We start from the raw sequence: 23,883 nt of genomic DNA on the forward strand, positions 1-23,883 counted from the left end.
GGGTGAGGGGCGGGGCGGGCCGGCACCGGGCCTCCAGGTCGTCGGGTACCGCAGCGACCCTGCCGCCGAGTGGTCACGACATGCCGCTCAGGTTCGCCGGGGTGGCACGAAGTGTCGCCTGCGCGTCCGCGAACCGACGTTTCCTGCACCCTCGGCGGACCTCAGCGGGCGTGTCCCGCGACCCCGCGACCCTGCGACTCCGCTGCTGGAGCGTCAGCGCGCGTCGACCGTCACCGTGTGCCAGCCCGTCGCCCCGTTCGGCGCCGGCGGCCGGTCCACGCTCGTCTGCACCTCGCCGTCCGCACTGGTCGCGCGCACCTCGATGCGGTGCGAGCCGGAGGTCGGCGTCCACCGCACCACCCACTGCCGCCAGGTGTCCGCGGAGACCGAGTCGGCGAGTTCGGCGCGCTGCCAGTCGCCGCCTCCGACGCGGACCTCGACGGCCTTCACGCCCTTGTGCGGCTGCCATGCGACCCCGGCGATCGCCACCGGCTTGCCCGCGGTCACGGTCGACCCGTTCCGCGGTGTGTCGATGCGCGACTCGAGCTTGACCGGGCCACGCTCCGACCAGCCGCGCGGGGTCCAGTAGCCCTGCGCGTCGGCGAAGCGGGTGACCTCGAGCTCGGTGACCCACTTCGTCGCCGAGACGTACCCGAACAGCCCCGGCACGACCATCCGCACGGGGAACCCGTGCTCGGTCGGCAGGGGTTCGCCGTTCATCCCGACCGCGAGGAGCGCCGCGGTGCCGTCGTCCTGCAGCACGTCGAGCGGGGTGCCGGCGGAGAACCCGTCGATGCTCCGTGAGAGCACCATGTCGGCGTCGCCCGTCGGACGCGCCCGGGCGAGGAGTTCGCGGATCGGGTAGCCCAGCCAGCGGGCCGTCCCGATGAGGTCACCGCCGACCTCGTTCGACACGCAGCTCAGCGTGGCGACGTGCTCCTCGAGCGGCAGGGCGAGCAGCTCGTCCCACGTCAGCGTGATCTCGTTCTCCACCGCTCCGTGGATCCGGAGCGACCAGTCGGCGGGGTCGACCATGGGCACGCGCAGGGCCGTGTCGATCCGGTAGAAGTCAGCGTTCGGCGTGATGTACGGGGTGATGCCGTCGACGTCGAGCGACGCACCGGCGGGGACCGCCGGTGCAGCGGTCGCCGCCGCGGGCAGCCGGATGGCCCGCCGGGCAGCAGCGGCCGCCTGCATCGCGGACGACCCCAGCCGGGAGGCGGTGCCCACCACGACCGCGAGGGTCGCCGTCGCGACACCCCAGATCAAGAACGTCCGGCGCTCCGCCGAGGCGGGTCGCGGGGCCGCTGACGGCACGGCAGCCGCTGCTTCCCACCGTCGCAGCCGCTGGAGCAGCAGGCGCAGGACGACCACGGCCGCGGCGATCCCGAGGACCGTCGGGGCGCCGTCCAGGCTCCCGCTGCCCGAGCGGGTGCTGACGGCCAACAGCGCCAGCACGCCACCGGCGGCGAACACGAGCGCACCGAAGGGCGGGCGTGCGCGCTCGACGACTCCGGCACCGGCACTGATCGCGATGACGATCACCGTCATGAGCACGAACAGGGCGACCTTGTCCCCGGTGCCGAACACGGCGACCATGAAGTCCTTCGCACCCGGGGGAGCGAGGTCGATGACCGCTGAACCGACGGCGACCAGGGGGCTGCCCGCCCCGCCGAGCAGCAGTGCGCCGAACTCGGCGACACCGAGGAACGCGGCGGCGGCCACGACGCCGACGATCGCGGCGATCAGCGTCCAACGTCGGTTCGAAGGTGCATCGGGCCCGCGCGTCCCGGAGGACGGATCCGCCGTCGGTCGGCCGATCGGTTCGTCCGTCGTCTCGGTGGTCACCGCCCGAGCGTAGGTCGTCAGGCCGCTCGTGGGCTGTGTGCGGGCTTCCCCGCGCGTTCACCGGGTCCGGCCAGCAGGTGGCGCGCGCCTCGTGGGAGGATCGGACCGTGCTGCAGCGTCCTGATGGTGTCCCGCGCTCCGGTCGTGCCCGCGGCGCCGCGCGGACACCGATGTCGCCGGCACGTCGACTCGCCACCCTGCGCTGGGTCATCGTCGCCGTCTGGCTGGCCCTCCTGATCACCCGGATCGTCGTCGTCTCGACGGCACCCGGCGTCGACCTGTCCTGGTACGGCATCGTCGAGTTCGGTGCGATCGGACTCGGTGTCGTGGTCATCGTGATCGCGGTGGTGCGGACCGCGACGGCACGGCGGCGGCAGGCGGACGAGGCGCTCGCGCTCGCCATCCGTCGGATCGACCCGACGGTGTGGCTGGTGCCGGCGGCGCCGACGCCCGAACTCCGCGGCGTCATCGACGAAGTCCGTCCGGACACCCACCTCGGTTCGCGCGTGACGTGGGCCTTCGGCGCCACCGAGGCCTCCCTGTGGGAACTCGACGAACGGCGGGCGACCCGGCTGCTCGTGATCCGGTGGAGTCGGGTCGTGCACGTCGGGCTCGAGGACGTGCCGGAACGGACGGACGGCTCGGGTGCCTCGCGCCGCTCGGGTGGCTCGGGTCGCGCTGGCGGCTCGGACGGTGCTCGCCGAGCCTGTGCGGTGGCGATCCACCACGTGCGGCCGGACGACACCCCGGCCGTCGCGACCTTCTTCGTCCGGACTGCACCGGGTTCGCGGCGGCTGCTCGGGCGTGGTCCGCGGCTGGACCGGCTCGTCGCCGACCTGGCACGGGAGCGCATCGTCGCCTGATGCGACGAAGGGCCCCGCGTTCGGCGAGGCCCTCCGTGCTGCGCACGCACCGACGTCGGTCGTCGGCGGGTGCGGTTCGTCAGTGCGTCGACGGCTCCTGCTCGACCTCGCGGCGGTCGTCGTCGGACCACAGCGTGTGGAAGGTGCCGTCCTTGTCGATGCGCTGGTAGGTGTGCGCTCCGAAGAAGTCGCGCTGGCCCTGGATCAGCGCTGCGGGCAGCCGGTCGGACGCGAGCGAGTCGAAGTACGACAGCGCGGACGAGAAGCCCGGCGCGGGGACACCGGATGCGGCGGCGATCCCGACGATGCGCCGCCAGGCTGCTTCGCCCTCGGCGACGGCGTTCGCGAAGTACGGGTCGACCAGCAGCGACTCGAGCTTCGGGTTCTCGTCGTACGCCTCGACGATGCGGTTCAGGAACTGCGCCCGGATGATGCAACCGCCTCGCCAGATCTTCGCGACGTTGCCGAGGTCGATGTCCCAGCCGTACTCCTTCGCCCCGGCGATGATGAGGTCGAACCCCTGCGCGTACGCGACGACCTTCGAGGCGTAGAGCGCCGCACGGACGTCGTCGGCGAAGGTGTCCGGCACCTCGGCGATCTGCGGACGGTTCTTGACCGACTGCTGCACGGCGGCACGCTGCGTCGGCTTGGACGACACCGCACGGGCGAACACGGCTTCGCCGATGCCCGACACCGGGATGCCCAGACCCACCGCGTTCTGCACGGTCCAGACGCCGGTGCCCTTCGAGCCGGCCGCGTCACGGATGACGTCGACGAGCGGCTTGCCGGTGTCGGCGTCGCGCTGCTTGAGGACCTCGCCGGTGATCTCGATCAGGTAGGACTCGAGGTCGCCCTTGTTCCACTCGTCGAAGACCTGCACCAGGTCCTCCACCGAGAGCCCGCCGACGCGACGGAGCAGGTCGTACGACTCGGCGATGAGCTGCATGTCGGCGTACTCGATGCCGTTGTGCACCATCTTGACGAAGTGCCCGGCGCCGTCGGTGCCGATGTGGGTCACGCACGGTTCACCTTCGGCCACCGCGGCGATCGACTTGAGGATCGGCCCGAGCGTCTCCCAGGCCTCCTTCGAGCCACCGGGCATGATCGACGGGCCCTTCAGCGCGCCCTCTTCACCACCGGAGATGCCGGTGCCGACGAAGTTCAGCCCCTGCTCGCGCAGATCGTGCTCACGGCGGATGGTGTCGTGGAAGTTCGCGTTGCCCCCGTCGACGATGATGTCGCCCGGCTCGAATCGTTCGGCGAGCTGCCCGATCACGGCGTCGGTGCCCTTGCCGGCCTGCACCATGATGATCGCGGTGCGGGGCTTCGACAGCGACGCGACGAACCCGTCGATGTCCTCGGACGCGATGAACCCTGCGTCGCCGTGCTCCTGGAGCAGTTCCTCGGTGCGGGCGTACGTGCGGTTGTAGACCGCCACCGTGTTGCCTTCGCGCGATGCGAGGTTGCGGGCAAGGTTCGAGCCCATCACTGCGAGTCCGACGACTCCGATGTTCGCCTGACCGTTGTTGTCTGCCACGAGGGTCTCCTTTGTCCTGACGTTGGCGCCCAACCTACGACCGGTGGTCTGGGACCGCACAGGAGTTCCGGGAACTGGGGACCAGAGTTCACCGGATCAATACTGTGGAGGGATGAGCGAGTTCGCTGTCCACCCGCCCGTCCTCGTCATGGGAGTCTCGGGCTCCGGCAAGTCCACCATCGGCCAGACCCTCACCGACGCACTGGTCGCGCAGGGCGAACCCTGTGTCTTCGTCGATGCCGACGACCTGCACCCGGCCGCCAACAAGGAGAAGATGCGGCAGGGCACGCCGCTCACCGACGAGGACCGCTGGCCGTGGCTCGACGCCTGCGCCGAGCGGATCGCCGCGGTCGAGGCCGACGGGTCCCGGTGCGTGATGGCGAACTCAGCGCTCAAGCGCGTCTACCGGGACCGTCTGCGCGCATCCGCACCGGGGCTCGTCATCGCCTTCCTCGACGGGTCCCGCGACCTCATCGCCGAGCGGCAGTCCCACCGTCACCACGAGTACATGCCGACGACCCTGCTCGACTCGCAGTTCGCGACCCTCGAGCGGCCGCAGCCCGACGAGGCGGCGGTCGCGGTGTCGATCGACGGATCGGTCGACGACACCGTGCGGGAGATCCTCGCCGCGCTCGCGGTCACCACCGACTGACGAACGTCGACGACCTGCGACGGATCCTGGCAGTTCCTCCACAGGGCGCAGCGCGGCCGTCGTCATCCCCATCCGACCCCTGGTCTCGTCTGCGTCGACGGGGACGCTCGTACCGTCGTTCCATGACCACGATCACTGGGGCCCGTTCAGGTACCACCGTTGATACCATCGACTCCATGGCCATGACCCTCCGACTCGACGATGCCGAGGCAGCGGCGTTGCGCAAGCGTGCTGACCTCGAGGAGCGCTCGATGCAGGACGTCGCCCGCGCCGCCATCCGCGAGTACGTCGAGCAGCACAGCCGCAGCGACCTGATCGACGGCATCCTCGACCGAGAACTCCCGCGCTACGCCGAGGCGCTCGAACGACTCGGCAAGTGATCCACCTCACGACCGACGAGGCGTTGCACATCGCTCGTCGGACCCTGGGGGCTGACTCCGTGATCCGCGACGTCGGACTGCTCGAGGCGGCGGTCGCGCGACCCGCCGCGTCGGTGGGCGGGAACGACGCCTACCCGGCACTGGTCGAGAAAGCGGCGGCGCTCGTCCACTCCGCCATCCGGAACCACGCCTTGGTCGACGGCAACAAGCGCCTCGGGCTGATGCTGCTCGTGGTCTTCCTCGGCGTGAACGGTGTCCGGCTCCACGCCTCGAACGATCAGGCGTACGACTTCATCGTCGCGATCGCGGAAGGGGAACTCGATGCCGTGACGGAGATCGCCGCTGCTCTGAGCGCGATGGTCTCGGACGCCTGACCGGCCGCTCGGACGGACGGCGGTCAGCGGTCAGCGATCAGCGATCAGCGGCGCACCGCACTGATCGCCCCGTGCGGCCGGTGCTCCGGAGCCGTGCGGGTGTGGACGTCCGCGACGTCGAACCCCGCTTCGTCCAGCAGCGCCGCCAGGGACGCGACCGGCCAGCGGTACGCGGTGACGACCGCGTGGTCGAAGGCCTCGACCGCGGCGCCCTCGAAGAACCCGAGCAACAGCCCACCGCCGGGGGCGAGCACCCGACAGAACTCGGCGAGTGCCCCACCGATCTGCGATGGGTCGTGGTGGATCACCGAGTACCACGCGAGGACCCCGTCGACGCTGCCGTCCACCAGCGGCAGCGCGTCGAGCGACCCGACCCGGAAGTCGAGGTCCGCGTCCACAGCGCCGTGCGTCCGTCGTGCGTGCTCGACGAACTGCGGCACCGCGTCGATGCCGGTGACGCGGTGCCCCTGCCGTTCGAGGTGCGCCGTCCAGTGCCCGGGACCGCACCCGGCGTCGACCAGGGGACCGCTGCGACCGGCTGCCCAGGCGTCGACGAGTCCGCGGTCGTCCGGGTGGACGGCGCTCATCGACCCGAGCAGTGCCGCGTACTCATCGGCCCGAGCGCCGTACGCCGCCGTCACCCGCTCCGTCATGTGCCCGACGGTACCGGCGCATCACCGAACCGTGCGAGGTTCCGTGTTCCGTGCGACCCGACAACCTCGCACCAGGCACGGAACCTCGCACCACGCGGCCACCAGCGCGCCGCTCAGAGCTTGAACGTCGCCTTCGGGATGTCGGACACGATGCGCCGTGCCGTGTGCACGGCGTCCTCCTCCGAGATCTGGTGCGTGACCACGAGTGACGCCAGGTACGCCGCGTCCGCCCGCCGAGCCATGTCGTGCCGCGCCGGGATCGAGCAGTACGCGCGGGTGTCGTCGATGAACCCGGAGGTCTTGGTGAACGACGCCGAGTCGGTGACGGCCGAGCGGTAGCGCCCGATGGCCGCCGGGGTGTCGATGAACCACCACGGCGCGCCCGCGTACACGGCGGGGTAGAAGCCCGCGAGCGGCCCGATCTCGCGCGAGAAGACGGTCTCGTCGACGGTGAAGAGCACGAGGTGGAACCCGGGAGCGGTGCCGAAGGACTCGAGCAGCGGCCGGAGCGGCTCGGTGAACGACCCGACGGCCGGCAGGTCGTGGCCGGTGTCCGGCCCGAAGCGCTCGAGCGTCGGGGTGTGGTGGTTCCGGATCACCCCGGGGTGCAGCTGCATGACGAGGCCGTCCTCGACGCTCATCTCGGCCCAGCGGTAGAGCATGTCGTGGCGGTACGCCGTCGCCTCGGCATCCGTGACCGAGGACGCATCCCGCAGCGCCGCCGCGTGGATGCGTTCCCGCTCGCTCGACGACAGTGGGGCGGAGCCCGCGTCGAGCACCCCGGTGTCCGTGGCGGTCGCGCCGTGCTCGATGAAGTGGTGGCGACGTGCGCGGAGCGCCGCCAACAGTCCTGCGTGGGTACCCGTGTCGATGCCTGCGGCCTCGCCGATCGACGCGACCACGGGCCTCCAGTCCGACCGCGTCGGGTCGAACACGGCGTCCGCGCGGAACGTGGGGAGCACCCGGCCGGTGAAGCCGGGGTCCGCGGCGAGCTGCGCGTGCGCAGCGAGGTCGTCCGCCGGGCCGTCCGTGGTGGCGAGGACCTCGATCCCGAAGGCGTCGAAGAGCGCGCGTGGCCGGAAGGCGGGGGATGCCAGCAGGCCGGCGATGTGGTCGTACTGGTCGTCCGCGTTCGCCGCGGACGGTGCCTGGTCGAGCCCGAACACGTCGTGGAGCTCCGTCTCGAACCAGTAGCGCACGGGGGTCCCGAGGAAGTCGTCCCAGTGCTCCGCCAGCTGCCGCCAGACGGCACGGCCTGGCGGCGTCGGCTCAGCGGCATCGCGCCAGCGATGCGCCGACGCCGCCGGGCGAGCCTGCGAGCCCGGGCGGGGCCCCGACAGGTCCGCGCGTCCCAGCGCGGCCAGGTCCACCCCGTTCGCGTGCAGCAGGCGGAGCACGTAGTGGTCGGGCGTGATGAGCAGCGACGCGGGGTCGCTGAACGGCTGGTCCGCAGCGATCAGTGCTGCATCGACGTGCCCGTGCGGCGAGATGATCGGGGCGTCCTTGACCGCCTCGTACACGGTGCGTGCCACGGCTCGGGCCCCGGGGTCGGCGGGGAACAGCCGGTCGGGGTGCGGCGCGAGCCGGGTGGGGGTGCTGGTGCGGGTCATCATCGACTCCTTCGGGGCGGCGAGTTCGGGGCGGTGAGTTCTGGGGGCGTGCGGGATCAGGCGGTGCCGGCCAGGGGCGCCGGCCCGGTCGACTCGCGCACGGTCAGGTGGGTGGGCAGGGCGACGGCGCCGGACATGTGCTCCCCCGGCAGCTCGTCGGCGGGCAGGGCACCGAGGCGTCCGAGCAGCATCCGGATCGCGACCCGGCCGGCCCGTTCGATCGGCGAGGTCATCGTGGTGAGCGGCGGGTTGCAGAAGTCGGCGCCGAAGATGTCGTCGCAGCCGACGATGCTCATGTCCCGGGGGACGCGGACCCCGCGCTCCCGCAGTCGGGCGAGCATCCCGATGGCGATCAGGTCGTTGAAGGCGATGCACGCGGTCGCCCCGGCGTGCACGGCGGCGTCGGCAGCGGCGGCACCGGAGTCCACGAAGGGCGCGTGCGGGCCGATCCGGGCGACGCGGACGCCCAGGCGCTTGGCGACCTGCACGAGTGCTCGCCACCGTCGCTCGTTCGACCACGAGCTGTCTGGCCCGGCGACGTACAGGATCTCCCGGTGTCCCAGCGACACCAGGTGCTGGACCGCCTGCTCGACGCCGCCGGGGGTGTCGATGAGCACCGAGGGCACGCCTGCGGGCCTGCGGTTCACGACGACCAGGGGGATCCGCTCGGCGAACCGGGCGATCTGCGCGTCGGACAGTCGTGACGCGGTGAGCACGACCCCGTCGGCCTTCGCCCCGACGGCGGTGAGCGCGGCCATCTCGGCGTCTGCGGACTCCTCGGTGTCGACGAGCAACTGGGTCCAGCCGGCCCCGGCGAGCTGGTGCTGCGTGCCGCGGATGACGTCGAAGTAGAACGGGTTCGTGATGTCGGACACGAGCACGGCGACGGCGCGGGTGCGGCCCGAGGTCAGTGCCCGGGCCTGCGAGTTGGCGACGTACCCGAGTTCGCGGGCCGCCTGCTGGATGCGCTCCTGGGTGACGGCGTTGACCCGGTCGGGCAGGGACAGGGCGCGGGAGACGGTGGAGGCGGCGACCCCGGTCGCGTCGGCGATGTCGCGGATGGTGACGCGACGCGCGGCACCAGCGGCGGCACCGGCACCGGCACCGGCAGCGCGAGCACCAGCGGCGCGAGTACCGGCAACGCGAGCACCAGCGTCGCCCGCGCCAGCGGCGCTACCAGCAGCGCCAGCGGCACCGCCCGTGCGCCCGCCGCCGTCCGTCGAGAGGTCCTTCACGAGGCCGAACGTATTCGCGTCTGGCAACAAGTGGCAACCGGTTGCCGCATGTTGCCAACGGCGGAACAGTGGTGCCACCGAGCAGCGCCGCTCGGAGGAGGTCTCGAGGAGGAAACCCCCGTGAAGACGCGAAGACTGCAAGTCCGCACCCTCGTCGGTGCCGTCGCCGTGGTCGCCCTCGCCGCACTGTCCCTGCAGGGATGCGCCGTGGTGAACGGCAGCGGCGACGACCCGAACACCCTCCGCGTGATGATGGGCGCGGACACCACCTACCCCAAGGAACGCAAGCAGTGGCAGCGGGACACCGCCGCCGAGTTCAAGCGCACCACCGGTGCGGACATCCAGTGGGAGACCTACTCGTCCGCGCAGGAGGAACTGACCGCGATCCAGACGAGCGTCATCTCCGGCCAGGGCCCTGACGTCTACGCGATCGGCACCACGTTCACCCCGACCGCCTACGCCACCGGCGCCTTCGTCGAGATGGGCACGAAGGAGTGGGACGCGATCGGCGGTAAGGACCAGTTCGACCCCGCGTCGTTCGGCATCTCCGGTCCGAGTGCGTCGAAGCAGATCGGGATCCCGTTCGCCAGCCGGCCGTTCGTGATGGCCGTGAACAAGGACCTGCTCGCGAAGGCCGGGATCACCGACATGCCCACCACCTGGGACGAGCTGACCGCCGACGCGAAGGCCACCACGGGTGACGGACGGTACGGCATGGCGATCGCCTACGCCGACGGCTTCGACCCGTGGAAGTTCGTGTGGGGGATGGCCCAGAACGCCGGCAACACGATCGTCGACGGCTCGAAGGCCGAGATCGACAGCAAGGCCGTCGAGAACGCCTACCGCACCTACTTCGACTGGGTCACCAAGGACGGTGTCGTCGACCCGGCCGCGATCGGCTGGAACAACGCCCAGGCCCTGGCGCAGTTCACCGAGGGCAAGGCGGCGTTCTTCCCGATGACCACCACCACCGCGATCAACTCGTTCAAGGGCACCAAGGTCGACGGCGACTACGAGTTCGCCCTGCTGCCCACCGTCCCCCCGGGTGCGACCGAGCGGCCGTCCGACGGCATCGAGGCCGCCAGCATCCTGTCCGGCGACAACTGGGTCGTCGCCGACTACGGCACCAAGCAGAAGCTGTCGTTCGCGTTCGTCAAGCAGCTCAGCGCCCCGAAGGCGCAGCTCGAGTACTACGACCTGTTCGGCAACCTGCCGACCAACGCATCGGCCGCCGCCGACCTGGCCGCCGACAACCCGCAGCTCAAGCCGATCATCGACGCCGGCCGCCTTTCCAAGCCGACCGCGTTCACCGGCGCCTGGTCCGACATCCAGCTCGCCCTGGTCGACGTGGTCGTGCAGTCGATCCCGTCGCTGAAGTCCGGCGAGGTCACCGACGACCAGCTCCGCAAGCGCCTGCAGGACGCCCAGAAGGACGCCCAGGCCACCCTCGACCGCCAGAAGAACGGAGGTCTGTGATGACCAGCACGCAGACCAGGCCCCGCACCGATTCGGCGCCGCCCCGCCCGGTCCGTCCGGCCGGCAAGACGCCCCTGTACAAACGCGAGCGCCCGCTGTGGATGCTCCTGCCCGGCGGGCTCCTCATGCTCGCCGTCATCGTGGTGCCGCTGGTGGTGGGCTTCTGGATCGCGATGCTCGACCTCGACCAGTACACGCTCCGCCAGTGGTTCAGTGCCCCGTTCGTCGGGTTCGCCAACTTCACCGAGGCGTTCACGAACTCGCCGCTGCTGCACTCGATCTGGATCTCGGTGTCGCTGTCGGTGCTCGTCACCGCGGTGACCGTGCCGATCGGCGTCGCCGCCGCGATCTCGACGCAGAACCGGTTCCCCGGTCGCGGGCTCGTCCGCTCGATCTACCTGATCCCGTACGTGCTCCCGGCATTCGTCGTCGGCACGTTCTTCCGCACGATGCTCCAGCCGCAGGGAGTCGTGAACTCGATCCTGCACACCGACGTGCTGTGGCTGAACGGCTCGGCGTCGTACTGGGCGCTCGCCGGCGTGATGATCTGGACGAGCTGGCCCTTCGTCTACCTGCTGTCCCTGGCCGGGCTGCAGGCCGTGGACAACGAGGTGCACGAGGCCGCCGCACTCGACGGGGTGACCTGGTGGGCGAAGCTGCGGTACATCATCTTCCCGTACCTGCGCGGCCCGCTGAGCCTCGCGGTGATCATCTCGATCCTGCACAACATCAACAACTTCACGCTGCCGTTCGTGCTGTTCGGCATCCCGCTGCCGTCCAGCGTCGAGGTGATGCCCGTCCTGACGTACATCGCGAGCTTCCAGTCGTTCCGCTTCGGCCTGTCCGCGGCGATGGCGATCTGCTCACTCGTGATCGTCGCGATCCCGCTGTTCGTCTACCTGCGGGCGGTCAAGCTCGACACCGGCGACGACGCCGGCCCCAACCGGAAGCAGCGTCGCGCCGACCGCGCCACGCTCGCCGCCGCCCCGACCGCCGCCGACATCGACGGAGCACGCGCATGACCACCCCGAGCACGTCCTTCAGCACCCGCACCCGCCCCACCGCGACGCTCACCGAGAGCATCACGACCGGCAGCGGCGGACGACGGACCAAACGTCCCTACGACACCGACGTCACCCGGCTGCTGCCGCGCTGGCTGCTCGTCACCGTCATCGCGGTGATCATCGCGTTCATCGCCGTCCCGGTGCTCTACATCCTGTTCGGCTCGGTCAACTCCGACGTCGCCGTCGCCCGCGGCGAGTACTTCCCGTCCGAGTTCACCCTGTCGAACTACGTCGAGATCTGGTCCACCGTCGCCCTCGGCGAGGGACTGGTGAACTCGATGCTCACCGCCGGAGCCGTCGCCGTCGCGAGTGCCGCGCTCGCCGTGTCCACGGCCTACGTGCTGGTGCGGTTCCGGTTCCTCGGCCGCCTGACGATCCTCCGCGGACTCCTCGCCCTGCAGTCGATCCCCGGCACGCTCCTGCTGCTGCCGGTCTTCGTGGTGTTCTCGAACATCGCCAGTGCCACCGGCGTGCAGATCATCGGCACCCGGTGGGGCCTGTTCGTCACCTACCTGACGTTCGCCCTGCCGTTCTCGACGTGGGTCATGGTCACGTACCTGCGCGGCCTGCCGAAGGAACTCGAGGAGGCGGCGCGCATCGACGGCGCCAGCTCGACGAAGATCCTGACCAAGATCGTGCTCCCGCTGTCGTGGCCGGGCATCGTCGTGTCCGCGATCTTCGCCTTCCTGCTCGGGTGGAACGACGTCCTGTTCTCCACGATCATGACGACCCCGAACACCCGGACGGTCGCCGTGGTGCTGCAGGTGCTCGGCACCACGCAAGAGGGCGGTGCCGTCCCCATCTACGGCCAGATGATGGCCGCCTCGATCGTGTGTGCCGTCCCCGTCGTCGCCCTGTACCTGATCTTCCAGCGCTACCTGGTCGGCGGTCTGACCGCCGGCTCCGTCAAGTAGGCCGCAACCCAGAACCGGACTGGAGGCCCGTGGCGGCCCCGCCACGCGCCTCCCGTCCGAACGAAAGGACACCATGACCGACCAGCCCACGTGGGAACTCTCCGGTTTCGGCGACGAGATCGACGCCGACCCGGTCGTCCAGGTCGCGGTCCTGCAGGCGCTCGGCGCGAGCGCCATCGAGGTCCGCAGCGCCTGGGGCGTCAACGTCGTCGACCTCGACGACGACCAGCTCGCCGGACTCCACCGGCTGCTCGACGAGCGTGGGCAGACCGTGTCCGCGATCGCCTCGCCGATCGGCAAGGTGCCCGTCGACGAACTCGTCGAGCACGAGGTCGCACGCCTCGCCCGCGCGATCCGTGCCGCGCACGCCCTCGGCACCACGAACATCCGGATCTTCTCGTTCTACTTCGAAGGTCGGCAGCCGGACGACGTCCGTGACGACGTCCTCGTCCGGATGCGGGCGCTCGCCGACCTCGCCGAGCGCGAAGGGGTGACCCTGCTGCACGAGAACGAGAAGGACATCTACGGCGACGTCCCCGCGCGCGTGCTCGACATCGTCGAGAGCGTCGGTTCGTCCGCGCTCCGACTGGCCTGGGACAACGCGAACTACGTGCAGTGCGGCGTCCGGCCCTTCACCGACGGCTGGGAGCAGCTCGCCCCGTACGTCGACTACCTGCAGGTCAAGGACGCCCTCGCCGCCGACTCGTCGGTGGTGCCGGCGGGCGAGGGCGACGGTGAACTGCTCCAGACCCTCACCGCGCTCCGCGACGCCGGCTACTCCGGGTACGCCTCGCTCGAGCCGCACCTCAGCGACTTCACCTCCCTCGGCGGGTTCTCCGGCCCCGCGGCCTTCGGTCGTGCCGGCCGGGCCTTCCGCACCCTCACCGACCAGATCGGAGTCACCCTGCGATGACCACCCCACTGAAGTTGGCAGTCGTCGGCGCCGGCGTCATCGGCCGCCACCACGCCACCGTCGCCGTGCACCACCCCGACCTGCAGGTCGTCGCCTTCGTCGACGCCGTGCCCGAAGCCGCCACGAGCGCGGCCGACGCGGTCGAGGCGATGGGCGTCGCCCGTCCGATCACGACGTCCACCATCGGAGAGGCGATCGACCAGTCCGACATCGACGTCGTCGCGATCTGCTCGCCCTCGGGCATGCACGTGCAGCTGGCCGAGGCCGCCCTGGCCGCCGGCAAGCACGTCGTCATCGAGAAGCCGCTCGACACCACGATGCCCCGGGCGCGGCAGATCGCCGCGCTCGCCGCAGCCGCTCGCGACCGCGGGCTCGTCACGAGCGTCATCAGCCAGCACCGTTTCGACCCGGCCTCGGCGGCCGTCGCCCGGGCGGCGCACGACGGCGGGTTCGGCACCGTGACCTCGGGCCTGGCGAGCGTGGCCTGGTACCGGTCGCAGGGGTACTACGACTCCGGTGACTGGCGCGGCACCTGGGCGCTCGACGGCGGCGGCGCGGTGATGAACCAGGGCGTGCACACCGTCGACCTGCTCGTCTGGGCGCTCGGCCGTCCGGTCGAGATCTCGGCCCAGACCGGGCTCCTCGCCCACGACCGCATCGAGGTCGAGGACACCGCGGTCGCCACCGTCCGGTTCGCCGGCGGGGCGCTCGGCGTCGTCCACTGCACGACCGCCGCGTACCCGGGGCTCTCCGCCCGGTACGCCGTGTACGGCACACACGGGTCCGCGATCGTCGACGACGACCGGCTCGCCTACTTCCACATCGCCCCGGACACCGCGACGCTCGAGTCCGCCGCGACCACGTCGAACGCCAGCGCGGTCGCCGGAGCCGTCGACCAGAAGGACGACGTCGTCCCGCCCGAGCACGTCGTCGGCGGCCCGGCCGAGCCCGACCACTTCGCCGCCGGGCACGCTCGGCAGTACACCGACATCGTCGACGCGATCCGGCAGGGCCGCGAACCGGGCGTCACCGTCGACGCCGCCCTGGTCTCGCTCGCCACCGTCCGCGGGCTCTACGTCAGCGCGACGCTCGGACACCCCGTGCGCATCGACGACGTGATCGAGGGCACGTACGACGACGTGGTGCCGGTCGTCGGCGGGGCTGACCGAGGGCAAGGCAGCGCCAGCCCAGCCGACGTGGTGCCGGTCGTCGGCACCCCCGCAACCGCCGCCGCGACCGAAGGAGCCACCCGATGAAGTTCTCCGTGTTCACCGCCTCCACTCCCGACTGGACCCCCGCCGAAGCCGCCGAGACCCTGGCGGCGCAGGGCTGGGACGGCATCGAGTGGCGCGTGGTCGACGACCGCCCGGCCGCCGGCGAAGCCATCCCCGCCGAGCGGTCGTTCTGGGCGGGCAACAACTCGACGTGGCAGTACACCGGCATCCGCGACCGGGTGGGCGACATCGCCCGGATCACCGACGGTGCCGGACTCGAGTACTCGGGCATCGGCGGCTACCAGCCGGCCGCGGACCACGACGGCGTCGAGACGATGCTCCGCGTGACGAGCGAACTCGGGGCCCGCCAGGTGCGGGTCACGATGCCGCACTACCGAGCCGAGAAGGAGCGCACGGGGGAGACGTACGGTCAGCTGTTCGACCGCACCCGGGCCGACCTCGAGTGGGTCGCGGCGCGTGCGTCGGAGCTCGGCGTGAAGGCACTCGTCGAGCTGCACCACATGACGATCACGCCGTCGGCCTCCGCAGCACTGCGGCTGATCGACGGTCTCGACCCCGCGCACGTCGGCGTCATCCACGACCTCGGCAACCTCGTGATCGAGGGGTACGAAGACCACCTCGCCGCCTTCGAACTGCTCGGGCCGTACCTGGCACACGCCCACGTGAAGAACGCCCGCTGGGTCGACACCGGCGACACCCGTGCCGACGGCAGCTCGATCTGGCAGCACGAGTGGGCACCCCTGCGCACCGGCCAGGCGTCGGTGTCCGAGTACCTCGACGCGCTCCGCCAGGTGGGCTACGACGGCTGGGTCACCATCGAGGACTTCTCCACCGACCTGCCGCTCGAGGCCCGCACCGCCGACAACCTCGCCTACCTCCGCTCGCTCGTCCCGGTGACCGCATGACCGATCGCCGACCGGGCATCGTCCACGTGGGGGTGGGCGCGTTCGCGCGCGCCCACCTCGCCTGGTACACCGCCCACACCGACGGCGAACCGTGGGGGATCACCGCCTTCACCGGGCGCTCGCCCGACGTCGCCGACGCCCTGACTGCCCAGGGCTGCCGGTACACGCTGGTCACCCGCGCCGCGTCCGGCGACAGCGCCGAGGTGGTCGACACGATCACGGCAGCCCACCCGGGCAGCGACGACACCGCCTGGAGGCACGTGGTCGCGTCCCCCGAGACGACCATCGTCACGCTGACGGTCACCGAGCAGGGCTACCGGCCCGGTTCCGACGTGCCGGCCCGGTTGGTCGCAGGGCTCGATGCCCGCCGCACCGCCGGCTCCGGGCGCATCGCGCTGGTCAGCCTCGACAACCTGACGCACAACGGGGCGGTCCTGCGCGACGCCGTGCTCGACGCCGTCACCGACGACGCCCTGCGCGACTGGATCGAGGCGAACGTCACGTTCCCGAGTTCGATGGTGGACCGGATCACCCCGGCCACCACCGACGACGACGTCGCGCACCTGCCGGAACTGCCGGGTGCGCTCGCCGGCGACCGGGTCCCCGTCGTCACCGAGCCGTTCGCGGAGTGGGTGCTCGAGGACGCCTTCGACGGGATCGACCGCCCGGCGTGGCAGACGGCGGGCGTCCGGATCGTCGACGACGTCACCCCGTACGAACAGCGGAAGCTCTGGCTGCTGAACGGCTCGCACTCGCTCCTGGCCTACCTGGGTCTGCAGCTCGGCCACGACACCGTGGCCGAGGCGATGGACGACCCCGTCTGCCGCACCGCCGTCGAGCAGCTCTGGGACGAAGCCGCGCTCGAGCTGCCCCTGCCCGAGGCCGAGGTCACCGACGCCCGCGCGGCCCTGGTCGAGCGGTTCGCCAACCCGCGCATCCGGCACACCCTGCGGCAGATCGCGTCCGGCGGCTCGCAGAAGCTGCCCGTCCGCATCGTCGACGTCGTGCGGCACCGGCTCAGCCGCGACCCCTCGGCCGGCATCGGCGCCGGGGCGGCCACCGCCCTCGCCGCGTGGTGGCTGCACGTCACGGGGCAGCCCGACCTGGTGGGCGACCCCGGCGCCCCCGGGCCAGACTCGGACGTGCACGACATCCTGGCCGTCGTCGCCCCCGAACTCGACACCACCCCCGTGGTCACTGCCGTGACGGCGGCGGCCCAGGGCATCCGCACCGCCGCGGCAGCAGCCCGCCAGAGCTCCAACGGAGGAGTCCACGCATGACCGACACGAACACCACGAACCCCGCGGCCCCGGTCCCCGGCGCCACCGACCGCGGGCCGGCCGAGACCACCGCCGGCCGTCCGGACACCTGGGCCTCGGCGGACCGCGGGCAGCTGATCGAGCGGGCCGAGGTCATCGTGACCAGCCCGAACCGGAACTTCGTGACGCTCAAGCTCACGACCGCCGACGGCGTCACCGGACTCGGCGACGCCACCCTGAACGGCCGGGAACTCGCCGTCTCCGCGTACCTGTCCGAGCACGTCGTCCCGCTGCTCGTCGGCCGTGATGCCAGCCGCATCGAGGACGCCTGGCAGTTCCTGTACCGGTCGTCGTACTGGCGCCGCGGACCGGTCACGATGGCCGCGATCGCCGCCGTCGACATGGCCCTCTGGGATATCAAGGCGAAGGTCGCCGGGATGCCGCTCTACCAGCTGCTCGGCGGGGCGTCGCGCACCGGGCTGATGGCGTACGGCCACGCCTCGGGCAAGGAACTGCCCGAGCTGTTCGACTCCATCCGAGAGCACCAGGAAGAGGGCTACCGCTCCATCCGTGTGCAGACCGGTGTCCCCGGCCTCGAGTCCATCTACGGCATCGCGTCGAACACGACCACCGAGGGCAACGCCGGCGTCCGCTACGACTTCGAACCCGCCCAGCGCGGTGCGTACCCGGCGATGGAGGACTGGGACACCCGTGCCTACCTGCGCCACGTGCCCACCGTGTTCGAGGCCGTCCGCAACGAGTTCGGCCCGGAGCTGCCCCTGCTGCACGACGGTCACCACCGGATGACCCCGCTGCAGGCCGCGAAGCTCGGCAAGTCGCTCGAGCCGTACGACCTGTTCTGGCTCGAGGACTGCACCCCCGCAGAGAACCAGGAGGCCCTGCAGCTCGTCCGGCAGCACACCACGACGCCGCTGGCGATCGGGGAGGTCTTCAACACCATCTGGGACTTCAAGGACATCATCCGCGACCAGCTCATCGACTACGTCCGCGGTGCCGTCACGCACATGGGCGGCGTCACCCCGCTCAAGAAGACGATGGAGTACGCGGCGCTGTACCAGGTCAAGTCCGGGTTCCACGGGCCGACCGACATCTCCCCGGTGGGGCTCGCCGCGCAGATGCACCTCGGGCTCGCGATCCACAACTTCGGCATCCAGGAGTACATGCAGCACGGACCGCAGACCAACCAGGTGTTCCACCAGACGTTCACGTTCACCGACGGCTACCTGCACCCGGGGGACGAGCCGGGTCTCGGGGTCAGCCTCGACGTCGACGAGGCCGGCAAATACCCCTACGAGCAGGCGTACCTGCCGTTCAACCGCCTGGCCGACGGCACCGTCCACGACTGGTAGTCCCCGAAGCCGCGGGCAGGGTGCTGCGCGGGCAGGGTGCTGCGCGGGCACGGTGCTGCGCGGGCACGGTGGTGAACGGGCACAGTGGTCGCATGGAGTTCGCCGACGTCGCCAGGGAGCTGCTGCTCGTCGCGCCGCCGGACTTCGTCGCCGAGCGCACCGCACGGCAGCGCGCGGTGCGGCCGGACGACCGTGCCCTCGCGACGGCGATCGGGAAGCTCCGGAAGCCCTCACCGGCCGCCTGGGTGATCGACCTGCTCGCCCACGACGGTGCCCTCGACGACGCCGTCGACCTCGGACCGGCGCTCCGCAAGGCCCAAGCCGACGCCGACCCCGACGCGATCCGGACCCTCCGTCGGCAGCGCGCCGAGGTCGTCGACGCCCTCGCGCAGGCCGGTGCGGACCTGGCGTCCGACGCCGGACATCCCGTCACCCCGGCGGTGCTCGAGCAGGTCCGGTCGACGATCGAGGCGGCGATGGCGGATCCGCACGCCGGCGCGGCCGTCCGGTCAGGGCTGCTCGTGACGGCGCTCGAGAGCGTGGGGTTCGACGCGGTCGACCTCGACGGGGCGCTCGCGGATCCGGACGCGGTGCCCGATGCCTGGTCCGGCAGCGATGCCCCACCCATCCCCATCTCCCAGGCGAGGGGTGCGCGGAAGGCGAGCCGTGCCTCCAGGCCCGCGCAGCGCGACGCCGCGGAACCGGACGCCGAACCCGAACCGGAACGCGACCCTGCCGCCGACCGCAAGGCGGCACGCCAGGCCGAGACCGCGGCGCGCACGGAGTCGCGCGACGCCGACGCAGCGCTCGACACCGCCGAGGCCGATCTCGAACGGGTGGAGGAGCGCCGCGCGGAGCTCCAGCGTGCCCTCGAGCAGGCCGAAGCCGAGATCACCCGGCTCGAAGCAGCCCGCGACCAGGCCGAGGCGGCGAGCGACCGGGCCCGCGACGTCCTCCACGCCGCGCAGGAGCACCGTCGGAAGGTCCGTCGCTGAGCGAACCGACGCGTCCTCATCACCTCGGATGAAAAGCGGTCGCGCGGCTCGGTCCCCGTGCAGCGCGGCCCATACGCTCGCGTCATGACCTCCTTCCTCCGCCGGTACCGGCACCTGCTGGCCCCGGCCGCCGGTGCCGTGTACCTCGTGCTCTGGATCGTCGCCGAAGCCGGACGTGCGGGACTCGCCGACCACGTCGTCGTGGTGTCGGCCTTCGCCGTCGCCATCGGCCTCGCCGCGTGGATGCCCGCGACCGCGCTCGGACTGGTCGTCGGCATCCCGCTCCTGCAGGCTGCCCGGCTGCTCACCCGGCCGACCGACACGACCTGGCCGGAGTACCTGGCGATCGCGATCGTCGTCGGCGTCGTCGGCGCCGGTCGGTCCGACCTGCTCCGCTACCTCGCGGTCCCCGTGCTCCTGCTCGCGAGTGCGGCGGCCGCCTGGGCGATGGCGGTCCCGACCGCTGCCGACCAGGACGTCTGGGGCAGCTGGGTGGGGAACGCGGGCGGGACCCGGTCGGACCTCGTCACGATCACGTTCGCGTTCGTCGGGGTCAGCGGTGTCGCCTGGGCCGTCGGCGTGGCCATCGGTGCCGCGTGGCGGATCGGCCTCGCCCGGGTCCGTGTGGTCGAGGCGCAGCGCCGCACCGAGGTGACCACGACCGAGCTCCGCGCCGAGCAGGACCGTGCCCGCATCGCCCGCGACGTGCACGACTCGCTGGCCCACTCGCTGGCGGTCGTCGTGTCCCAGGCCCAGGGGGCCGCAGCCATCGCCGTGCGGGACGAACACGCTGCCCGGGCGCTGGAGGACATCGCTGACGTGAGCCGCTCGGCACTGGGCGACGTCCGGGCCCTGGTCGAACGCATCCAGGCGAGCGACGACGCCGACCGTCACGGCTTGCTCGATGTCCCCGACCTGGTCGAGGACATGCGGGAGCTCGGGATGACCGCGACGTTCGAGGAGCACGGCGCAGCCGGTCAGGTCCCCGCGGGCAGCGCCAGCGCGGTGCACCGGATCGTCCAGGAGAGCCTGACGAACGTGCTGAAGCACCAGGGGCGGACAGCGACGGCCCGGGTGGCGCTCGACTGGCGCGGGCCGGGGCTCGGCGTCGTCGTGACGTCACGGGGCAGCGAACCGCTCGTCGAGCTCGACGGTTTCGGGTCCGGTGTCGCCGGGATGCAGGAGCGTGCACGACTGGCCGGCGGCTGGCTGCGTGCCGGTGTCGGCGACACCACGGACGAGTGGGTCGTCACCGCGTGGCTGCCGACGACCGCCGCCGTGCCGACGCACGACACCGACACCGACACCGCGGCCGTCCGGCCGGAGCGCGTCCGATGAGCGCCGTCCGCGTCGCCGTCGTCGACGACCAACGACTGTTCGCCACCGGGATGCAGATGCTCGTGGACGCCCAGGACGACATGACCTGTGTCGGGACCGCCGGCGACGGTGCCGCCGCCCTCGAACTCTGCGCCGCCGAACACCCCGACGTCCTGCTGCTCGACCTGCGGATGCCGGTCATGAACGGCATCGAGACCCTGACCCGGCTCGCCGCGTCGACCCAGGACCGCCCGCGGGTCGTCGCGCTCACGACCATCCGCCGCGACGACGCCGTGCTCGCCGCACTCCGCGCCGGCGCCGCAGCGTTCCTGACGAAGGACGCCCTGCCCGATGTCGTCACCGCGACCATCCGCGACGTGCACGCGGGCCGACCGGCACCGACGGAAGCGGAGGCGCTCGACCTGCTGCGCGCGCAGGGCACCCCGGCCGTCACCGATCGGCGTGACGAGGTGCTCGACTCGCTGACGGCTCGCGAGCGCGAGGTCTTCATGCTCGTCGCGAAGGGGCTCAGCAACGCCGAGATCGCCGAGTCGGTCTTCCTGAGCGACGCCACCGTGAAGACCCACGTCCGCGCCGTCCTGACGAAGCTCGGCCTCCGGAACCGGATCCAGGTCGTCATCACCGCACACGAACGCGGCCTCGTCCGCGCCTAGGGGGAACCATGCAGATCACGAACCGCGTCGCGAAGACCGGCACCCTCGTCGTCGTCCTCGCCGGACTGGCCACCGCGGTCGTCCACGGGTTGCCCGAACGCGCCGACGTCGCGGTCGCACCCACCGTCGAACAGGACAGCACCGCGTGGGCGATGCCGCTCGACGCCTTCGTCGCACCGGCCTCGTCGAAGACCACGTACGCAGAGGACCTCGTGGCCGAGCCCTGCCTGCGGAAGGCCGGCATCGACGATCCGGCGCCCTGGGCGACCGCGGCCGGGCTGCAGGCCGACGACGACGCGGCAGACACCGCCGCCCGGGCGAACCCGTCACCCGCACTCGCGACCACCCGGCCCCTCACCGCGGCGCTCGCCGAGACCCGCGGCTACCACGGGTCGTCCGTGGCCGGTGCGAACCAGGCGGGCATGCGGAAGTGGGGGTACGACCCCGACCGCCAGGCGGCGTTCGCGGCACTCCCGGACGACGTGGCCGCCCGCTGCTGGAAGGCCGCCCGGAAGACCCTCGGTACCACGCTGCGCGGCACCGAGCAGGCGGCCTCCGAGCTCGCCCAGCGCCTGACGTACCTGGCTGCGTTGGACGCACGTCAGGACGACACGGTCCGGACGGCGGCGGCCGAGTGGCGCACCTGCATGGCGCCGTCCGGTGTGCCGGACCTGCCGGAGGGGCCGGAGGGCATGCCGACCCCCTCGATGCACGTCAGCGTCCGTGACGGCGACCAGGTCGTCCTGTTCTCGGACGACCCGGGGAAGGCCGAGGTCGCCGTCGCCGAACGGGACGTCGCGTGCCAGGAGTCCTCCGGCTACCGCAGCGCGCTGTACGCGGCGGAGTGGGAACGGCTGCTGCACGTCACCGCGACCGACGCCGCCGTGCTCCGGAAGGGGTCGACCCAGCAACCGCAGGTGGATGCCCGCCTCGACCGGGTGATCGCGCGGCTCGCGCCGGCGGCGCCGGCCGGGATCGACTGACGCGGCGGTCGCGGGGAGCGGTCCTGGGGGGAGCGCCCCGCGCCCGTCGCATGGGGACGACGGACAGGAGGCCCGTGGCGGGACAGCCACGGGCCTCCTGTCCGTCCCGGTTGGCGTCCGGACCGTGCCGCGCGACACGCCCGGACGGTACTGCTAGACTCGGTCCCTGACTTCGGCGAGGGCTGCGTACGCGCGGCCGTGATCGACGCGGTGGGATACCCGGCAAGACCCTGGGATCGTTCCTCACGCGTGCACGCGTTCGAGTTGCAACACCACAGACCCCCACGATGCCGGCACCCCGGCGTCGTCCCCGACACCAGGAGGCACCATGGCCGACTACACCAAGCTCGCAGCGGAAGTCCGCACCAAGTTCGGCAAGGGCGCTGCTCGCAAGCTCCGCGCGGCCGACAAGATCCCCGCCGTCGTCTACGGCCACGGGACCGAGCCGAAGCACATCTCGCTGCCCGGTCACGAGACCATGCTGCTCGTCCGTACCGCCAACGCGGTCGTCGACCTCGACATCGAGGGTGCTGCCCAGCTCGCCCTCGTCAAGGACGTCCAGCGTGACCCGGTGCGTCAGATCATCGAGCACATCGACCTCGTGGTCCTCCGCCGTGGCGAGAAGGTCACGGTCGACGTGCCCGTCGTCATCGAGGGCGAGTCCTTCTCCGGCACCATCCACGTGCAGGACCTCAACACGATCTCGCTGCTCGTGCTCGCCACCGACATCCCGGAGCACGTCTCCGTGAACGTCGAGGGCCTCGAGGACGGCGTGCAGATCCACGCCTCGCAGCTCGAGCTCCCCGAGGGCGCCGAGCTCGAGACCGACCCCGAGGCGCTCGTCGTCGCGATCGTCACCCCGCGTGGCACCGCTGACGACGACGCTGCGGACGAAGCCTCGGCCGAGGCCGGCGCCGAGTCGGGTGCCGAGGGCGCCGCGGACTCCGAGTAACACCCCCTTCGAAGACATCTGGTCGACGCTGTGACGGACAACATCCTCGTGGTGGTCGGGCTCGGGAACCCCGGGCCCGACTACGCGGGCAACCGCCACAACGTCGGCCAGATGGTCCTCGACGAACTCGCGTCCCGCATGGGTGCGACGTTCAAGAAGCACAAGACGCCGAACCAGGTCGCCGAGGGGCGCCTGGTGCCCGGCGGCACACGACTCGTGCTGGCGAAGCCCGGGTCGTTCATGAACACCTCGGGCGGACCGGTCTCCTCGGTGCTCGGGTTCTACAGCGCCACCCCGGCCGACCTCGTCGTCGTGCACGACGAGCTCGACCTGCCGTTCGACACCGTCCGCCTGAAGGGCAGTGGCGGGCACGGCGGGCACAATGGGCTGCGCGACATCATCAAGGCCACCGGGACGAACGAGTTCATGCGCGTCCGGGTCGGCATCGGGCGTCCGCCCGGTCGGCAGGACCCGGCCGACTACGTGCTGCGTGACTTCTCCGCAGCCGAGAAGAAGACGCTCCCGATCTTGCTGGCCGACGCCGCCGACGCGGTCGAGGCGATCGCCGAGGTCGGCCTGCTCGCCGCACAGCAGCGCGTGCACGCTCCGTCCTGAGTGTTCCGCGCTGTTCGCCCGTCGCGCACGGCGCGGTCGGCGTCGGTGGTGGCCGGTAC

General features: G+C 71.6%; 23 protein-coding genes. 18 read left to right on the plus strand and 5 right to left on the minus strand.

The annotated features are described in order from the left end of the window. Window positions 1–213: 213 nt before the first annotated feature. Window positions 214–1,848, minus strand: a complete 1,635-nt coding sequence (locus BOSE127_RS12710) for a molybdopterin-dependent oxidoreductase (RefSeq protein ID WP_159557475.1) — start codon at window positions 1,846–1,848, stop codon at window positions 214–216. Window positions 1,849–1,955: 107 nt separating this feature from the next. On the opposite strand from BOSE127_RS12710, the gene BOSE127_RS12715 reads away from it, so the two are divergent. Further along, entirely contained in the window at window positions 1,956–2,711 is a 756-nt protein-coding gene (locus BOSE127_RS12715) for a hypothetical protein (protein WP_159557477.1), read from the plus strand. Between the two features lie 79 nt (window positions 2,712–2,790). On the opposite strand, the gene gndA is transcribed toward BOSE127_RS12715, so the two are convergent. Beyond that, window positions 2,791–4,248 (minus strand): NADP-dependent phosphogluconate dehydrogenase, encoded by a 1,458-nt coding sequence (gene gndA, locus BOSE127_RS12720; protein WP_082046825.1) that lies wholly within the window; start codon window positions 4,246–4,248, stop codon window positions 2,791–2,793. A 112-nt stretch (window positions 4,249–4,360) separates the two neighbouring features. Here gndA and BOSE127_RS12725 point away from each other — a divergent pair, with 112 nt between their 5' ends. The 3 genes from BOSE127_RS12725 (at window position 4,361) to BOSE127_RS12735 (ending at window position 5,654) form a co-directional block, all read left to right on the plus strand. Further along, the gene (locus BOSE127_RS12725; protein WP_159557479.1) at window positions 4,361–4,900 is read left to right on the plus strand and encodes a gluconokinase; all 540 of its coding nucleotides are present in this window, start codon (window positions 4,361–4,363) and stop codon (window positions 4,898–4,900) included. Window positions 4,901–5,076: 176 nt separating this feature from the next. Further along, the gene (locus BOSE127_RS12730; protein WP_017886769.1) at window positions 5,077–5,280 is read left to right on the plus strand and encodes a ribbon-helix-helix protein, CopG family; all 204 of its coding nucleotides are present in this window, start codon (window positions 5,077–5,079) and stop codon (window positions 5,278–5,280) included. Further along, window positions 5,277–5,654: a type II toxin-antitoxin system death-on-curing family toxin gene (locus BOSE127_RS12735; RefSeq protein ID WP_159557481.1), complete on the plus strand. Its 378-nt coding sequence runs from the start codon at window positions 5,277–5,279 to the stop codon at window positions 5,652–5,654. Before BOSE127_RS12730 ends, BOSE127_RS12735 begins: the two co-directional genes overlap by 4 nt. Before the next feature lie 44 nt (window positions 5,655–5,698). On the opposite strand, the gene BOSE127_RS12740 is transcribed toward BOSE127_RS12735, so the two are convergent. The 3 genes from BOSE127_RS12740 to BOSE127_RS12750 all read right to left on the minus strand — a co-directional run bounded on the left by BOSE127_RS12740 (window position 5,699) and on the right by BOSE127_RS12750 (window position 9,152). Beyond that, on the minus strand, window positions 5,699–6,307 hold the full coding sequence (locus tag BOSE127_RS12740) for a class I SAM-dependent methyltransferase (protein ID WP_159557483.1): 609 nt from the start codon (window positions 6,305–6,307) through the stop codon (window positions 5,699–5,701). 113 nt (window positions 6,308–6,420) lie between these two features. Next, window positions 6,421–7,917 (minus strand): glucuronate isomerase, encoded by a 1,497-nt coding sequence (uxaC, locus tag BOSE127_RS12745; protein ID WP_071251658.1) that lies wholly within the window; start codon window positions 7,915–7,917, stop codon window positions 6,421–6,423. Window positions 7,918–7,973: 56 nt separating this feature from the next. Beyond that, on the minus strand, window positions 7,974–9,152 hold the full coding sequence (locus BOSE127_RS12750; protein WP_201300452.1) for a LacI family DNA-binding transcriptional regulator: 1,179 nt from the start codon (window positions 9,150–9,152) through the stop codon (window positions 7,974–7,976). 120 nt (window positions 9,153–9,272) lie between these two features. On the opposite strand from BOSE127_RS12750, the gene BOSE127_RS12755 reads away from it, so the two are divergent. From BOSE127_RS12755 to pth, 14 genes are all read left to right on the plus strand, one after another. Continuing rightward, window positions 9,273–10,628 (plus strand): ABC transporter substrate-binding protein, encoded by a 1,356-nt coding sequence (locus BOSE127_RS12755; RefSeq protein ID WP_175470753.1) that lies wholly within the window; start codon window positions 9,273–9,275, stop codon window positions 10,626–10,628. Further along, window positions 10,628–11,650 carry a carbohydrate ABC transporter permease gene (locus tag BOSE127_RS12760; protein ID WP_056072810.1) on the plus strand — a complete coding sequence of 341 codons (1,023 nt, stop codon included), beginning with the start codon at window positions 10,628–10,630 and terminating at the stop codon, window positions 11,648–11,650. The genes BOSE127_RS12755 and BOSE127_RS12760 overlap by 1 nt, the downstream gene beginning before the upstream one ends. Then, complete coding sequence (locus tag BOSE127_RS12765; protein WP_175470752.1) at window positions 11,647–12,606, plus strand: carbohydrate ABC transporter permease; 960 nt, start codon at window positions 11,647–11,649, stop codon at window positions 12,604–12,606. The genes BOSE127_RS12760 and BOSE127_RS12765 overlap by 4 nt, the downstream gene beginning before the upstream one ends. Before the next feature lie 73 nt (window positions 12,607–12,679). After that, on the plus strand, window positions 12,680–13,519 hold the full coding sequence (locus BOSE127_RS12770) for a sugar phosphate isomerase/epimerase family protein (protein ID WP_159557485.1): 840 nt from the start codon (window positions 12,680–12,682) through the stop codon (window positions 13,517–13,519). Further along, a complete protein-coding gene (locus tag BOSE127_RS12775; protein ID WP_159557487.1) occupies window positions 13,516–14,775 on the plus strand; it encodes a Gfo/Idh/MocA family oxidoreductase in 1,260 nt (419 codons plus the stop codon). The genes BOSE127_RS12770 and BOSE127_RS12775 overlap by 4 nt, the downstream gene beginning before the upstream one ends. Beyond that, window positions 14,772–15,659 carry a sugar phosphate isomerase/epimerase family protein gene (locus tag BOSE127_RS12780; RefSeq protein WP_056072819.1) on the plus strand — a complete coding sequence of 296 codons (888 nt, stop codon included), beginning with the start codon at window positions 14,772–14,774 and terminating at the stop codon, window positions 15,657–15,659. Before BOSE127_RS12775 ends, BOSE127_RS12780 begins: the two co-directional genes overlap by 4 nt. Further along, window positions 15,656–16,939, plus strand: coding sequence for a mannitol dehydrogenase family protein (locus tag BOSE127_RS12785; RefSeq protein WP_159557489.1), 1,284 nt, complete (start codon window positions 15,656–15,658; stop codon window positions 16,937–16,939). Before BOSE127_RS12780 ends, BOSE127_RS12785 begins: the two co-directional genes overlap by 4 nt. Continuing rightward, on the plus strand, window positions 16,936–18,288 hold the full coding sequence (manD, locus tag BOSE127_RS12790; protein ID WP_236559548.1) for a D-mannonate dehydratase ManD: 1,353 nt from the start codon (window positions 16,936–16,938) through the stop codon (window positions 18,286–18,288). Before BOSE127_RS12785 ends, manD begins: the two co-directional genes overlap by 4 nt. Before the next feature lie 92 nt (window positions 18,289–18,380). Beyond that, complete coding sequence (locus BOSE127_RS12795) at window positions 18,381–19,283, plus strand: hypothetical protein (protein ID WP_159557491.1); 903 nt, start codon at window positions 18,381–18,383, stop codon at window positions 19,281–19,283. 84 nt (window positions 19,284–19,367) lie between these two features. Beyond that, a complete protein-coding gene (locus tag BOSE127_RS12800) occupies window positions 19,368–20,621 on the plus strand; it encodes a sensor histidine kinase (protein ID WP_159557493.1) in 1,254 nt (417 codons plus the stop codon). Beyond that, window positions 20,618–21,274 carry a response regulator transcription factor gene (locus BOSE127_RS12805; RefSeq protein WP_042537855.1) on the plus strand — a complete coding sequence of 219 codons (657 nt, stop codon included), beginning with the start codon at window positions 20,618–20,620 and terminating at the stop codon, window positions 21,272–21,274. The genes BOSE127_RS12800 and BOSE127_RS12805 overlap by 4 nt, the downstream gene beginning before the upstream one ends. 8 nt (window positions 21,275–21,282) lie before the next feature. Next, complete coding sequence (locus BOSE127_RS12810; RefSeq protein WP_159557495.1) at window positions 21,283–22,257, plus strand: hypothetical protein; 975 nt, start codon at window positions 21,283–21,285, stop codon at window positions 22,255–22,257. Between the two features lie 328 nt (window positions 22,258–22,585). Next, on the plus strand, window positions 22,586–23,209 hold the full coding sequence (locus BOSE127_RS12815) for a 50S ribosomal protein L25/general stress protein Ctc (protein WP_042537722.1): 624 nt from the start codon (window positions 22,586–22,588) through the stop codon (window positions 23,207–23,209). Between the two features lie 30 nt (window positions 23,210–23,239). After that, on the plus strand, window positions 23,240–23,824 hold the full coding sequence (gene pth / locus BOSE127_RS12820; protein ID WP_017886754.1) for an aminoacyl-tRNA hydrolase: 585 nt from the start codon (window positions 23,240–23,242) through the stop codon (window positions 23,822–23,824). The last annotated feature ends 59 nt before the right edge of the window (window positions 23,825–23,883 follow it).

The sequence above is a fragment of the Curtobacterium sp. 8I-2 genome (assembly GCF_902506155.1).
GTDB classification, from domain to species: Bacteria; Actinomycetota; Actinomycetes; order Actinomycetales; family Microbacteriaceae; genus Curtobacterium; species Curtobacterium poinsettiae.